At 53.2% G+C, this 15,211-nt stretch carries 9 protein-coding genes; 2 read left to right on the forward strand and 7 right to left on the reverse strand.

Translation table 11 applies throughout. The features are described from left to right. Positions 1-55: 55 nt before the first annotated feature. A complete protein-coding gene (locus P4G45_RS06275; protein ID WP_348268816.1) occupies positions 56-3,961 on the forward strand; it encodes a hypothetical protein in 3,906 nt (1,301 codons plus the stop codon). Positions 3,962-3,987: 26 nt separating this feature from the next. Here the strand turns inward: P4G45_RS06275 and P4G45_RS06280 are convergent, their stop codons facing one another. From P4G45_RS06280 to P4G45_RS06295, 4 genes are all read right to left on the reverse strand, one after another. Continuing rightward, complete coding sequence (locus P4G45_RS06280) at positions 3,988-5,088, reverse strand: tyrosine-type recombinase/integrase (RefSeq protein ID WP_348268817.1); 1,101 nt, start codon at positions 5,086-5,088, stop codon at positions 3,988-3,990. 763 nt (positions 5,089-5,851) lie between these two features. Continuing rightward, entirely contained in the window at positions 5,852-7,882 is a 2,031-nt protein-coding gene (locus tag P4G45_RS06285) for a dehydrogenase E1 component subunit alpha/beta (protein WP_348268818.1), read from the reverse strand. Between the two features lie 159 nt (positions 7,883-8,041). Continuing rightward, the gene (locus P4G45_RS06290) at positions 8,042-8,794 is read right to left on the reverse strand and encodes a universal stress protein (protein ID WP_373695301.1); all 753 of its coding nucleotides are present in this window, start codon (positions 8,792-8,794) and stop codon (positions 8,042-8,044) included. Positions 8,795-9,134: 340 nt separating this feature from the next. Continuing rightward, positions 9,135-9,656, reverse strand: a complete 522-nt coding sequence (locus P4G45_RS06295) for an Hsp20 family protein (RefSeq protein WP_348268819.1) — start codon at positions 9,654-9,656, stop codon at positions 9,135-9,137. A 218-nt stretch (positions 9,657-9,874) separates the two neighbouring features. Here P4G45_RS06295 and P4G45_RS06300 point away from each other — a divergent pair, with 218 nt between their 5' ends. Continuing rightward, entirely contained in the window at positions 9,875-10,543 is a 669-nt protein-coding gene (locus P4G45_RS06300; RefSeq protein WP_348268820.1) for a BON domain-containing protein, read from the forward strand. A 135-nt stretch (positions 10,544-10,678) separates the two neighbouring features. On the opposite strand, the gene fdhF is transcribed toward P4G45_RS06300, so the two are convergent. The 3 genes from fdhF to P4G45_RS06315 are packed head-to-tail and all read right to left on the reverse strand — an operon-like array spanning position 10,679 to position 15,149. Next, positions 10,679-13,354, reverse strand: coding sequence for a formate dehydrogenase subunit alpha (gene fdhF / locus P4G45_RS06305; RefSeq protein WP_348268821.1), 2,676 nt, complete (start codon positions 13,352-13,354; stop codon positions 10,679-10,681). Next, the gene (locus tag P4G45_RS06310) at positions 13,342-14,814 is read right to left on the reverse strand and encodes an NADH-ubiquinone oxidoreductase-F iron-sulfur binding region domain-containing protein (RefSeq protein WP_348268822.1); all 1,473 of its coding nucleotides are present in this window, start codon (positions 14,812-14,814) and stop codon (positions 13,342-13,344) included. The genes fdhF and P4G45_RS06310 overlap by 13 nt, the downstream gene beginning before the upstream one ends. 47 nt (positions 14,815-14,861) lie before the next feature. Then, positions 14,862-15,149 carry a hypothetical protein gene (locus tag P4G45_RS06315; protein ID WP_348268823.1) on the reverse strand — a complete coding sequence of 96 codons (288 nt, stop codon included), beginning with the start codon at positions 15,147-15,149 and terminating at the stop codon, positions 14,862-14,864. Between the last annotated feature and the right edge of the window lie 62 nt (positions 15,150-15,211).

A 15,211-nucleotide genomic window follows, 5' to 3' on the forward strand; every position in this document is an offset into this window, starting at 1 on the left:
GAGCGGGAGCGGCGGAGGAGGAGGCTACGACAACCAAGCGGACGCCATAGCTTATGTGGCAGCACATGCCCTAGCGGAAGTGCCCCTGGGTTGGTTCGAAGACACGGAAGATGTTGTCTCTGCGTGGGAGGCAGAGACGGGCGGTCCGGGTGACGATATCGCCGTCACGACACTAGCTGGGCGACGGATCGAAGTGCAGGTGAAACATCGTTTGCGAAGAGGAACTGATTACAACGAGACGTTTCAAAGAATCTTTCAGGGGCTTCGTGTCCATCAAGAATTGCGGGCCGTCCTTCTGATTGACCGGCACTCAAGCGAAGTCATTCGGAACGATCTGAAAACCGATATTCCCCGCATAGGTCAAGGAAGGCTGGACGGCCTCAAACAGATCACTCTCGACCTGATCTCCCAATTGCAGATGGAGCCAGAACCAGCAATTTTCGCAAGATTTCGGATCGTGGTCGTCGACCTCGATCAAGGCTCGGACGGGATGGCCGCGGCGCAATCCCTTCTGTCGCGGATCGTACCTGAGAGACGTGCTAAGACAGCGTACGAAGTCCTCGGAAAGCGAGGCCACACTCTCATCAAGACGCGAGGCAAGGATGACACCTTGAGTTCCGCGCGGTATCTCGATGGGAAGATCGGTCTCATTCCTTCCTCTGCGCTCTCCACGGTCTCGTTAGCGCGTTTTGTTGCTTTCGTTCAGAAGACAAATAGACTTTTTTATTCTCCTGCTCTCCGAGTGCAACTTGACATTACGGCTGCGTGGTCAACTGTTTCTCCTCTCGAAGACGACACGGACTCGGATGCGAACTCGACTGAATCTCGAGGTCTTGAAGATGAACTGAGGAAATACCAGGAATGGTCGCGACTAGCAAGTCAAAGAACTAGACGGAAGGAACTCGAAGCGGACTTGCTACTGGATTCCAGACATCGCCTCGTGATCGTCGGAGGACCCGGTTCTGGAAAAACGACGCTCAGCAGAAAACTTGCTTACCTGTCCTCTCGTCAACATCTCACACTACGGGTGAGGCTGCCGACTATAGCCGCTCTTCTCCGGAAAGGCGAAACCTTTGAGGCAGCGCTCATTGAAACGGTTCTTGACTCGTCAACATTGAACAAAGAGGACGGTAGGCGGATCGTTAATTCCGCCGAGGTACTGATTGCGGATGGACTCGACGAGTGTGATCCAGATCGAGCGGACGTGGCCGCTGGTTTGATCCAGTGGGGTATCAGTCATCCCGGAACGCACATCTGTGTTCTGACTCGGGCCGTTGGGCATAGTCCAGCTTTGCTGCCCAACTTCTTCCATGCAGAGCTTCAGCCCCTACAGGACATTGAAATTCGGAAGATCGCGACGGAACTGATATCCGCAGTCGAAAAGAATGAATCGGTGCGCGGCGCTCTGATCGAGCAGTTTATCGAGACAGTGAAGACCAGAGAGTCGCGCACGGCAGCCGCGATTGCTGCACGAAATCCGCTCCTGTTGAGCTTCCTTGTCAGGCTCTTTCTGGATCATGAGCCGTTGACCGGCAATCGTTCGGCCTTGTTTTCCCGCATTATCGAACTCATTCGCAAATCTTCGCCGACAGATCGCCGCTTGGTTCAAGAAGCAGCTGTGAGTTATGGAGAGGCATGGGAGGTTGCAGAAATACTAGGGTGGATCACCATCGAGTCGCCAGGGAGGACTGCTGAGGATCTCTACCACGAGGTCGTAAATCGGTCTGAGCACAATGCAATCGGGTTGAAGGCAGCTGAGGCCTGCGTTACTTTCTGGGAAGACAGGGGGCTGGTCGAACGTGTATCTGTCGGTTCTCGCGACACCCTTGTCTTTGTGCACCTTTCACTAGGTGAATATTTAGCAGCTCGTTACATTGCTCGCTCGGGTCCCGATTTTGTGCGTTCTGAAACGATTCGATTGCGGCAGCGAGCCAAGTGGCGCGAGCCGCTATTGCTGACCGCTGGACTGTCAGGGGGCGCCGAGGTCATCCGAACGCTCTTAAGCTTGGATGAGCCAGACAATCCTGAGTCAACAGAATCCGTGCTTGCGGCAGCGTGTCTTGCCGAAGCGGGGAAGGACACGAAGTCGGCGCACGAAGCGCTTGATGTTGCCGACAGACTGAAATTGCGACTTAGTTCCTCTGTTCCTTTGGTTTCCCTCGAAGCTGGTCATGCGCTGCAAATGATTGCAGTTCTGGTGCCGGATCTGATTGGAAAAATCGCAGTTGAGTTGTGCAATCATGCCCAGCCTTGGACCCGATTTTCGGCAGTTCTCCCGAGCCTCGCCTTAGGTCAAATCTTCATCTCAGCCGATTGGATTATCCATTGGCTAGAGAACTTTGGCAATTATGTTTCCGAACGCCGAGAGTCGGGAAGCGATGCGATCTCGAGCCATATACGCGCTTTGGAGAGCGCTGCATTGCCGCTAGCTTTGAGGCGTGTAGCGTCCGAACTTCACGAGGACAAGGCACGGCCGATCGTTTTCGAATTCCTGAAGAAAGGCCCTGTCTCCCTGCACGCCTATGAACACATTTGCGAGACCCTTACGGACGAGCCAGCGAAGAAATGGGTCGAGGAAGCCTGGACGGCAATGATGGCTTCAGTAGTACGCAAAACCTCGTGGGAGGGGTTTTCGGTAGAAGCATTTCTCAACTTTCCGAATAGAATGCAAGACGCAGAAGATGTCCTATTCAAGTGCGTAATAGAGGCTTGTGGAGCTGCGAACGCAGAAGCTCATTCGGAACAGCTTGCCGACTACCCCGAACTAGGAAAGCTGATCGGGTCAATGGGATTGTGGGAAATGGGCCTCGGAGACGTTCTCGTTCTCACCCAGATCGAAACCCCGCCTTTGGTCGCAGTGATCTCCGGCATCATCGAGGTTTTGTTGCTTGACAGGAGATTGCTAGGTGCAGAAGCTCGATTGATATTGAATGAGCCCGACCAAGAGCGGCGCCTGTTCAAGTCCATCCGGCACGATGAACGTCAGTTTCCTCCGGAGCGGCTGCCGAGCATTAGACTTGACCTTCCTCTGCTCGCCAAAGCACTCGATTACCGCTCTGAGCTGGGAGCCTGGAATGCCGCACGACTCCTAGAGGCGCGCAGATTTACGGAGCCGGAGCGAGAAACGATTCGCAGAGAGTTCTTAGCTGCTGTACATCAACTGCGTTACTTCGCAGTCATTGCTGAACAGGTGTGGGGCGAGAGAGCGTTCTCCATAGTCCAAGAACGCCTGTCCGGAGATACTAGCCTCATACGAGGAGAGCTTTTTGCACCACTGTTACGTCTGGCTAACACGGTCGAGGAAAAAAGCCAAGCGCTCTCTTATCTGTTGGGAGAACTGGATGCTCCTGACCCATCGCTCGCTGCTCTGGCGGGCAAGGCTCTGCGCGACGTCGAACCAGAGCGCATTAGCGAGCACGCTGAGGCGATCCGGCATAGTCTGGAACGCTGCCGCAAAATCGGCTCATGGTGTTCGAGCTGCAAGCAGGTGGTGATGACATATTCGTGCCCCCGCTGCAATATTGTGCCTCCGAACCCGAGAGAGGAAATGCTATTTTTACTAGCTAGAGCCGGTTCAGTAACGCTTTCTGAACTGCTTCAGATCGGTGAAACGACGGAATCTCCCGAGCGAAACGTCGCAGTTTCCCGTGCCGCATCCATGGCCTTCGAAGACGACCACTCACTCGAATCTGTTATCAACTTCGTTGAAGCCAGAGGCGGTGTGAAGGTCCTCGACGCTCTGCTTGTAGAGTTTCGGCAAGAAAAGGGTCGACTGGCTAGGTATCTTGTGAGGCTTCTGGGTGCTGAGTTTCCCGAGGTGCGCGCGCGCGTCGTCCGTTCGCTAGCTCTGGGCTGGGTGTCGTTAGCAGAAGGCCTGAAACTAGCGAACGAAGCAACCGGCGATGCTGATCCGGCTGTACGCTCGGCAGCGGTGGAAACTCTACGGGAGCTTAACCGCTGAAAAAAATTTGCTAGATAGCTGTTGCCTTACATTGCCGGTTGAGTAGTTTGACCCAGTTCTTGCATTCTCCTGTGCTCGGCGAGTCGATCAACAGCCGCGAGTTTGTGTGACGGAGCCAGGTGAGCGTAACGGGTCGTCATCTTGATGTCTTTATGGCCCGCCAACTCTTGTACAGTCCGCAGATCAACTCCTGCCATCACCAAGCGAGAAATGTATGTGTGCCGGAAAATGTGCCAGGTCACATCGTGCAGAGCCGGATTCTTCTTGATGGCTTCTTCCATCACAAGTTCAAACCACGCTCGTGGAGAGACCATTGGCTCTCCGTATCGGGTGAGGCAAACTTGTTTCCAGTCAGGATTGCGCCTTATTCGCAGTTTTTCAAGAGCTTTCACCGCAGAGGCCGTGAGGATGACCACCCGAGCCGTCCCGTTCTTCGTCCGGAGGAGGAGCAACTGGCGGCGCTCCAAGTCCACCCGGTCCCACTCCAAGGAATACTGTTCGCCGCGCCGCATTCCAGTTTCGAGAGCCAGCGTCAGCTCAGGCTCGTGAACTGGGCATCGCTCGCGAATGATCCGCCGAATCATAGCCTCTTCTTCGTATGTGACGAACCGTACTCTACCGTTATCTTCGCGATGCAACCGAACGAGGCGAGCGGGATTTTGCTCCACCTTCCCGTTACGGATGGCTTCCTGGAAGATCATCGAGAGCGTACCGCGGTACCGGTTGATCGTCGTCTTGGTCAGGTCATCCCGCGTATCGAGATAGGCTTTGATCGACTGTGGGGTAATTTCGGCGACGGGTGTTTTCCCAAAGACTGGCAGCAGCTTCCCGACAGTTGAGCGGTCGCCTGGATAGGAGGCTTTATGCTCTTTCGAATAGACAAGGGCATCTTCCGCGATTTCCTCAAAGAGAATTGCCCGCCGTGGCCTTACCTCCGGCAACTTGATTCCCATACGGGCGTCCGTTTTTCGCTTCTGATAGAGTGTGACTGCATCGGAGCGGCGACCAACTTTTTCGCGGTGTCTTCGTCCTTCCACGTAATAGTTGATCCACCAGATACCACTATCGACGGGATGCTCGTACACTCCTTTTATCGGCTTCGGTTTCTTGCTCGATGCGTTTGCCACGGGGCCTCTCCTTCAACATCCTGCTCCTTAATAATGACACCGAAGGTGGGTAGTGGTGGCTGTTTTGGTGGCTGTTCAAATTGAGAATCTATGCGATCCACTGCAAGAATCTGCGGTCGATAGTTATACAAGTCTTTTGTAATCAGCAAACGTGCAACGCACTGCGAGGCGTTGCAAACCACAAAATGCCCCTGTTAACCGAAGGGTTGTAGGTTCGAGTCCTACCTCAGGAGCCATATTTATCAATCACTTAGGAGAGCTCCTTTCCTAAACTTCACTAAATTGTTCGGACCCTAAAATGGCTCTGGGAGCTGCTTCATATTCCGACCCATCCCTTAGCGCCGTCGAAGTGTGATAGACAATAGACAACCGCAAGTGCTCCGAAGGCGACAACAAAAGATGCTGACGCTTATTGCATCTAAAGTGCTCACTACGATTGTTTGTTTCTGGGCAACGTATGTTAGGTTGATCAACTTCGGACGAGGAATTTGTGGTGGCTTGGAAGATTTCGTGTGTGCCGCGGAGGCACGCTTGCTCGCAGAAGACGTCATCGCTCCAGGAGGACTGAGCCTTCGCTATCCCTAGGGAACGCCAATCTTCTCGCGTTGATAAAGAGCCTCTTGATCCGGCCTAGGGTTATTCGCGCAGATTAGTTGCACATCGAGTGACGCCAGCAGTCTGCTTTGTCGACGGTTACGGTAGAGTCAGATAGATTGACTTGATGATTCGGTCGCCTTCAGTATCCATGAACGGATGCTGCGTCTTAGTAAAGCAATGTCTGTTCGATAGCAGCGCGGAGACCGCCCACTGAAGGCAAGACCAGCGCTTCTAGCGCGGGCGCCGACGGCACAAAGGAATCCTTCGCGGTCACGCGAAGGACCGGAGCATCCAACGCGTCGATGCAGTTTGCGGCAATGCGCGCGGCTAACTCTGCGCCAAAGCCCATCGTCAGTGAGTCTTCATGCGCTATCACGATGCGGTTGGTCTTTCGGACACTCTCATAGATCATTTCTTCGTCGAAAGGAATGATGGAACGTAGATCCAATACCTCAACTGATTTCCCTTGTTGTTGCAATTGACGCGCAACCTCAAGAGCGTGATAGACAGTTATGCCCCAGGTGACAATCGTTGCATCTGTTCCTTCGCAGAGTATCCGACCGCGTCCAAACGGCACCACGTAATCTGCATCCGGCTCAAGGCTCTTTGCCTGCACGAGACGGTAGAGGCTCTTGTGTTCAAGAAAAATAACCGGGTCCTGAGAACGGGCCGCCGCCTTGATAAGACCCTTTGCGTCTTCGGCGCAACTCGGAAACACAATTCGCCAGCCCGGAATGTGCGAGAAGAAACTCTCGACACAGGTTGAATGCCAAGGCCCGCCTTTGATGTATCCACCGACCGCAATGCGGACAACCACCGGACATGTCCATGCTCCGTCGCTTCTCCAGCGCACGGTCGGGATTTCATTCCGTAGCTGCATCGCAGCGGGCCAAAGATAGTCTGCAAACTGAATCTCGACGATGGGCTTATATCCGGCAAGCGCCATTCCTCCAGCCACGCCAACAATGCTTGCTTCCGCCAGTGGCGAATTGCTTACCCGCTCGCCGAACATGTCCCGGAGTCCACGAGTCACACCAAAAACGCCGCCTTTGGGATCAGCAATATCTTCCCCCCACATGACGATCTTGGGGTTTCGCTGCATTTCCTCACTCAGTCCATGGTTGATTGCATCGATGAAGGTGACGGATTTCTCAGAAACATAGCGTGGACACGGAACTGCTGTTCTCTCAGGTTTTATCTCAGCGTAAATGCCGGCACACAGGTCATGGACGTCAGGCCCAGGTTGTGCATCTGCCCAATTGGCGGCGCTGTCTACTTCTTCTTTTATTTCTCGTCGAATTTGCTCTATCTCCGTGGAGCTGATGGTCTTGTTTTCCATCATCCATCGCTCCATTTGTTGCAGTGGATCGAGTTCAGCAACATGGCGGAGTTCTTCTTCACTCCGGTATTTTCGCTGGTCATCAGAAGAAGAATGCGAATCCAGCCGGACAACCTTCGCTTCGATCAAGACGGGGCCATTTCCTTGCCGCACAGACCGAATCAGATCTGGAGCGGTCTCATACACGCATTCGTATGAGGTTCCATCGATCTCCACTGCATGAATGCCGAAGCCCTCCGCTATTTTTCGAATTGAGGAAGCCGTCTGTATCCGCTGCGGAACGCTGATTGCGTATCCATTGTTCTGGATCACAAATAGCATCGGAAGTTTCTCCCTCGATGCCCAATTTAATGCCTCAAAGAATTCTCCTTCGCTGGCTGCTCCGTCTCCGGATTCCACATAGACGACAGCGTCTGTACCCTCTGCTTTTACGGCTTTGGCGACGCCCACAGCGGGAAGAAACTGTGAACCCACGCATGCGGTCCGTGACACTAAATTCAATCGCCGGGAAGAAAAATGCTCAGGCATATTGCGTCCGCCTGAACTCGGGTCGCCCTCCCGGCTTAACATCCCCAGAAAAATATCTCTGAAAGAAAGCCCAACCCCAACCACGGTACCCTTCGAACGGTAATAGGGAAAGAACCAGTCATGGCCTGGCCTTAAGAAAGAAACGACTCCTAATTGGGTTACTTCATGACCGCGACATGACGCCCAAAATGAACATTTACCGTGTCGAGTGAATGCCTTCATCCGTTCTTCGATGTAAAAGACGGCAAGCACCTTCCGGTACAACGCCACTGTAGCCTTTGTCGGAACTGATACTTTCGGCAGGAATTGGGTAATCGGGGGAATACTCATGGCATAGTCCTTTTTCCACCTTCAACCCTCTGACGCCTTCTCATGCCGGCTGGAGTTGAGGAAACCATTGAGGGCAAATGTTCCAGACTGAATAATGGCTCAAGAAATGGGTATTCACGAATCGTGGTTAGCCGCGATACTTTCCACTAATCTGTATGCTTACGCTTCGCGTATGGTGAAGACAGGACAATCAGCACTGGCGGCGACCTTATATGCTGTACCACCGCCAAAGTGGGACACGACTGACGCAAACGCGCCAACACCCCGAGCCCCGATCACGATGAGATTGGCTCCACGATTCTTGGCTTCTGCGAGGATTACCGCATCTGATCTCCCGAAGCCGACGATACAGGTTGTTTTATTGGCAGGGGTAAGCTGATGAAGTTTTTCTAAAGGCTCCTCGCTTGCCATTGTGCGCTCGAAAGAAAAGGGAACATCATTATCATCTTTCACATATAGAAGAATCAGTTCCGCCTGATGTTCCTTGGCAATCGACAAGGCATACGGCAAAGCAATCGTGGCACCAGGCGAGAAGTCTGTCGCGTACAGTACCGTCTTAATTACAGCTTCTCCTTCCCCACCACAACGACAATGCGGTCCAACGGTGAGTACCGGAATCCTCGAGGAGCGAAAGATCGTCTCTGCAACCGATCCAAGGGCTGCCTTTTCCAAACCGGTCTCACCCGATGTTCCGACCACGATCAGGTCGGCATTGCTCAGGTCGTCCAGCAGATCCTTGCTCCCTCCTACACGAAGCAGTGTGGTGCACTTGATGTCGTGAAGGAAGGCGGCTTGCGTCTCTTTGAGCAGACGGTTTTCTAGGCGGTGCCGCAGATCCTCCATTGCCTCGCAGGCGAGGGAGATCTCGGGATCCGCAAAGGCACTCGTCGGGGGGATATAGGCATGCGCCAAAACGATGCCGGCTCCGTATGTCCGCGCAAAAACCGCTGCATATCGCAGAGCAGTATCTGCCCCCCGAAGAAGTCGGTGAGCACCGCAATCTTTTTGATCCTCAGTTGTGACTCTAGTGGGATTTCGTTAGCTGTGACCATGTGGATCTCCTTAGCGAACCGGTACATCCGGCATGATATTTGCTAATCACCGCTAGATGGGAAGTGATTGTCGTCACAAGCACCCCGCGGATTGCTAGGTTCAACCTTGATGCAATGCCCTGGACCTCGCGCAACATAATGCCAACCCAGGAAATCGGAAAACCGATCTTCTGGGTTGGACAGCAAGCAAAATTTAGCGCTTATGCCGCTTTAACTTCGATCGTCTTGGGTGGCGCCGCCTTGGGCAGGGTGAGTTTCAGAACTCCGTTCGTCAAATCCGCAGTAACTCTGTCCGGATTGATAGATCTGGGCAGGTCAATACGGCGGCATAGTTCACTCGCAGATACTTCACTGTACTTAATCTCCTTTCCTGCTTTTTCCTCTTTCTGTTGTTCTCTTTTGCCATGGACGCAGATGGAATTTGGCTCCGCTTGAACAGTCAGATCCTTGACACTATAGCCAGGAACTTCGGCTCGAATCGTGTAGTTTTCATCGGATTCGCTGATTTCTATCGGGACCTGCTTGAGTAGTTCCGATTCGGCCCGGAGCCAGTCATCCCAAGCCCCGCCGTTACTGCCTCCGCGCTGCTCAAAGAATCCAAAAGCGCGTTGAGCGATCGCTTTGGTAAGAGCATCAAAATCCTCAAAGATATTGCTGATTCTCGGAAACTCGATCATCGTTCTGCCTGCGGTGCTTGGCTGTATCGCCACTGAGGTCGACATATATGTTCTCCTTATGTAATGGGTTGCGCAGGTTTGCGCTTTAGATTAAGTTAATCTACCTATTCAAAGCCCACAGTGATGCCAGTCACATCTCAAAGAGTTACATCAGGCGGATAGTGGAAGGGATGGCAAGGATGCCCTAGAACCTATCGATTTGAGGATCGTCGCGTCTTGCCCCACTAAGTCCCATCAACTGACTCTTAGAAAGGAAATAATCCATGACAAACCAGGTGAAACAACCCCAAACAGATGAGCAGCTTCGAGACGTTGTACTTCGAGAAATCGAATGGGAACCGGCGATCGTGTCTAGGGACATAAGCGTAAAGGTCAAAGACGGCGTCGTGTTACTTACGGGATTTGTCCATAGTTACCCCGAAAAATTCGCAGCCGAAAGGGCGGCAAAATCGGTGTACGGAGTTAGCTCCATAGCAAATGACATTGAGGTGAAGCCTGCGCCCTCGCGCACAGATCCTGAGATCGCACGGGACGTATCGATGGCATTGAAAATGCACGCCCTTGTGCCCGACGATCGGATTAAAGCGACGGTGCGCGACGGCTTTGTGACTCTGGAAGGCAATGTGGAATGGAACTATCAGCGCAGCAATGCCGAATCTGCCGCGCATACCGTAACGGGCATTCGCGGCATAGTCAATGACATACGGATAAAGCCTGCTGTTTCAAAAGCGATTGTCAAAGAAAAAATTGAGGATGCTCTTCGCCGAAGCGCAGAAGTAGATGCCCGACGCATTTATGTGAGCACACACGATAACAGAGTGGAACTCAATGGCTATGTTCGTTCGTGGTTGGAGCGCGATGAGGTGGAGCGGGCGGCCTGGGCGGCTCCTGGGGTTAGTCAGGTTGTCGACAATCTCGTTGTTTCACCTTAACCGTCGCCCGGCTGCACCGCTCTGGAGTGAGACTATCGCAATGACGTAGTCGTTCCCAAGTGCCGGCGGACCCGCATGCTGGGGAAGTGGGCGTATTTCCCTAGCTGCACACACTACTTTTGTCCCCTTCAGAAATCACAGACCGGAATAACGTTCGATCCGTACGGCAGTGAGCTTATATTCCGGCGTATCAACAAACTTGTCGCGATGTGGGCCGGTCAAAAAGTTCAAGAAGACGTGCGGAGTATGGAAGCTGGCAAAAAGCTCTCCGGGAGCAACTGAATCGGTGATTCTAATTGGAAGCACCGCTTCCCCGTAACGGCTCCGGACTCGTACAAGCTCGCTTTCGAATAGCTCTAGGCGTTGAGCATCTTGGGTTGAGATATCCAGAAAGTCCCCGCCGCACAGCAGCGAGTTAGGGGTGCGTGCAGTCATGGTTCCGGCATTGAATTGATAGAGAGTCCGGCCGGTATTAAGAATGAAAGGGTACTCATCGTCAGCAGATTCCTCGGGCACCTTGTAGTCGACTAGGCGGAGTGCTGCTTGTGTGCCGGTTGAAAATGTCGTTTTATGAAGTATCTGCGTGCCAGGATGATCTTCTGCAGGACATGGCCACTGCAGACCACCATATTCCATACGTTCATAATTTATCCCAGCTCCGGCCTTCCACACGGAGCGAATTTCATTCCAGATTTCTTCCGGGGAACGAAAGCTGAAAAGATCTCCTTTCCCCATGGCACGAGCGAGGTCGCAGATAATCTCCCAATCAGGTCTGGAACCGCCGACAGGCTCAATCGCTTTTCGTACGCGCTGTATACGTCTTTCAGCATTCATGAATGTTCCTGTCTTTTCAAACGACGAAGCAGCAGGCAGAAAGATGCTGCCAAATTCCTTCGCTGTTTCGTTCATAAACATGTCCTGCACGATCACGAGTTCCAGGCGCGAGAGTGCGCGCCGCGTCGCGTGCGCGTCGGCATTCGTTAAGAAGATGTCATAACCGATAGCCCATAATGCTTTGAAATGTCCTTCCTCGGCGGCGTCCATCATCTCGAGCAGATTGAGGCCTTGCTGTGTCGGGATCGGCCTCTGCCATACGGTTGCAAACAAGTCGCTCCCCTCCTTGATGGGAATGGAGCCCGTCAAAGTGCCGGGATCGCATCCCATATGAGCTGCACCCTGAACATTATTCTGCCCGCGCAACGGGTTGATGCCGGTGCCAGGCTTGCCGATATTTCCGGTCAAAAGCGCAAGGTTCACGAGACACATGACACCTTCGGTGCCTTGTATGTGTTCAGTTACACCCAGGCCATGAATACACATGGCAGGTTTCTCCCGGGCGTAGATGTGCGCTGCTTCGCGGATTTTACGCGCTTCTACTCCGCACAAAAGTGCTGCCCTTTCAGGGGTCCACTCCTGAATGAAATGCCGAAATTCCTGAAATTGGGAAACCCGCTCGTTCAAAAATTCCTCATCCTGTATATCCTCCTCGAGAATCGCGCACGCTATCGCGTTGAGAAGTGGAATATTCATTCCTGGACGAAGCTGCAGGTGTAACGCCGCATACCGTGTCAGCTCGATCTTGCGCGGATCAATGACAATCAGACGCGTGCCATTCAGGGCTGCTTGCTTTATCCGCGCACCTAGAATGGGATGGTTTTCCGTGGGATTTGCTCCACAGATCAAAATGGTGCGCGCTCGCTCAATATCGTCAAACGAATTCGTGGCGGCGCCCGCGCCTAACATTAGCTTCATGGCTGCCGCAGTAGGGGCATGGCAAACGCGTGCACAGCAATCGACATTGTTCGTTTCGAGAACAGTTCGCGCGAATTTCTGAGCCAGATAATTTTCTTCGTTGGTTGCCCGCGCGGACCCAAGGACGCCAACGCTGGCGGAGCCATGCCGCGCGACGATGCGCCCTAGCGCGCCTGCCGCAAAGGAAATTGCCTCGTCCCAGGATGCCGGCTGCCAAGAGCCGTTTACGCGAATCATCGGATGGGTGACCCGGTCCTGAGCATGCACGAAATCGAAGGCATACCGTCCCTTGGAACAGAGGTGTCCCCGGCTCACAGGAGCATCTTGCACCGGTCTGATCACAACGATCTGGCCCTCCCGTGTGCCCACGTTCATTTCACAGCCGGTTCCACAATAAGCACAGGTGGTCCTCGTCCAATTGCTCGCAGCTCCCAAGGATAAGACGCTCTTATCTTCCAGCGCTCCAGTGGGACATGTATCCACGCAGGCACCACAGCTCACGCACGAGCTTTCCCGTAGATTGGTTTCTGAGTCGGGAAGAATCCGGACGGCATCTCCACGGTTCCAGATCTTCCAGACAAATTGTCCCTGCATCTCTTCGCAGATCCGCACGCAACGATAACAGTAAATGCACTGCGACATGTCTACACGTATATACGGATTCGACTCGTCAATCAGTTCGGGTGAGGTCTTTCCCGTGCACTCCTCTTCAAGACCGTATGCCCGAATCAGGCGATGAAATTCCTTATCCGGAAACTCTCGCACGAAATCCGCCGGATACCGATGTGCCAGAAGCTGCAGAAGTGATCGTCGTAACTGCTCAATTTCATGCGTATGGGTTTCGATTACCATGCCATCGGAGATCTGCGTACTGCAAGCAATGACGGGGTGAGGACTACCATTCGCTTTCACGATGCACAGCCGGCAGCCACCTAAAGGTTTCATCCGTTCGTCATAGCATAAGGTTGGTATCTCAATCTTCACGAAGCGCAAGGCATCGAGGATGGTGAGGCGCTCTTGAAAACGATGCAGCTGGCCGTTGATGGCTATCTGAAGCAAGATTCCAACTCCTCCGCGTAGTAACGCAACACACTCTTAGCAAATTCAGCTAGTCCGGTTCCAAATCCACAGAGGCTGGTCATCTCCAAAGCAGATGTAATCTCAAGGAGTCCCAGCTTTTCGCGTGCGGAGGTCTGCCCAGTTTCGACGACTCGCCGAAACATCTGCTCAATTTCTCGACTTCCTAATCGGCATGGCGTGCATTTGCCACAGGATTCGAAGGCAGCAAAATCGAAGACATGGTGAACCAGTTCAGCGATCGAAGTATGCTGATCGAACGCAAGCACTCCACCATGTCCTACGCTCGCCCCAATGCTTGCAAGTTCTTCGAACCCCAGGGGAGTGTCAAACAGGTGCGGAGGGATGATGCCCGCAAGTGGCCCCCCGATAATTACACCCTTTATCGGCTTCCCAGTTCTTAAGCCACCGCCTAGGTTTTCTACGATCTGGCGGACACTGGTACCGAACTCGACCTCATACAGACCGGGAGAACGAAACAAAGAGTTGAGCGAAAGTACTTTAGTGCCTTGGCTGTTGGAAAAACCCAGATTGCGGAATGCATCTCCTCCGTGACGAACGATCCATGGGACATTCGCAAGTGTTTCAACATTGTTGATCAAGGTGGGCTTGTGGAAGAGGCCATCTTCAGAGGGATAGGGTGGTCGCAGCCGCGCCTCCGGCCTGCAGCCTTCGATGGAATTAAGAAGCGCTGTTTCTTCCCCACATACATAACTACCGCGACCAACGACCAGTTCAATGTCGAAAGTGAAGTCTTTCCGGAGGATACGGTCTCCCAGAACGCCCTCTCGATGCGCCTCTACAAGTGTCTGTTTCATGACTGCACAAGCTTGGGGGTATTCCTTTCGCAAATAGATATATCCCTTCGCGCTACCAACCACGTATCCGGCGATAGCCATCGCTTCAATCAAGCGATGCGGAATATCTTCAATCAGATACCGGTCGATGTAGGCTCCGGGGTCTCCTTCATCGGCGTTTGCGACGACATATTTCACAGGAGCACATTGTGCGGCAACCGCACGCCATTTCTTCCCGGTTGGAAAACCTGCACCCCCACGTCCGCGTAAGCCTGAAAGCTCCATCGTCTCGAGAAGTGCATCCCTCGTTCCATCCAGTGCGTGTTCAAGCGCCTGGTAGCCCCCTAACGCAGAATACGCAGCAAAGGACCGGCATGGTCCGTCTAGGATGTCTCCGAGGGCTATAGACTCGCGGAAATGGCCTGACATTTGCGGACGAACAACATCGCTGCTCGCCGCCGGCGCCACAAAGCAATTACCCAGGCAATATACGCGCTGATCCTGATGTATAGCTTCGGTCCACCGGCCCGGGTTCAGATGACGGGCGACAAAGCAGGCTGTGCCCTGACAGAATTGTTCGGCCTCAGCTTCCCTCGACAGGTGATAAAAGGAGTCGATATGTGCCCGTTCTCGTTCGCTTTGCATATACCTGCCCTATGTTAATAAATCGATTGAAGAATGCCTTCAGTACTTCACCAAAGACGACGACAGAACATGCTCCGACCGTGTAGGTCAAACTGCTCACCATTCAGCCCGTCGTCTTCGCTGGTGTTCAACAACGCCTCGCCTTTCTGCGCCATATCTTCCTGTCTTTCAAAGACAAGATTTTCGCAAAAGTTGTTGATCATCACAGAGAGGTCTGGATCGCTCCGGGAGCCTACGTCGGCCGCAGCTGCTTTTTGCTCCGGTGTCTCGAGAACATGCCATATCTGCGGCGGCGTGACCATCGAGGATCGCCTATCGTAGATCGCGGGAAGCATATGCGTTGTCATCGCACTCACTGTCCCGAAGCCTATTCTTCTCTCGCTGATAGGCGCAGTGA

The organism is Edaphobacter paludis (assembly GCF_039993895.1).
Classification (GTDB): domain Bacteria; phylum Acidobacteriota; class Terriglobia; order Terriglobales; family Acidobacteriaceae; genus Edaphobacter; species Edaphobacter paludis.

Coding starts and splice junctions, on each gene's coding strand:
- P4G45_RS06310 (WP_348268822.1), bottom strand. CDS start 14,814: ATGCAAAGCGAACGAGAACGGGCACATATCGACTCCTTTTATCACCTG.
- P4G45_RS06285 (WP_348268818.1), bottom strand. CDS start 7,882: ATGAGTATTCCCCCGATTACCCAATTCCTGCCGAAAGTATCAGTTCCG.
- P4G45_RS06315 (WP_348268823.1), bottom strand. CDS start 15,149: ATGCTTCCCGCGATCTACGATAGGCGATCCTCGATGGTCACGCCGCCG.
- P4G45_RS06300 (WP_348268820.1), top strand. CDS start 9,875: ATGACAAACCAGGTGAAACAACCCCAAACAGATGAGCAGCTTCGAGAC.
- P4G45_RS06295 (WP_348268819.1), bottom strand. CDS start 9,656: ATGTCGACCTCAGTGGCGATACAGCCAAGCACCGCAGGCAGAACGATG.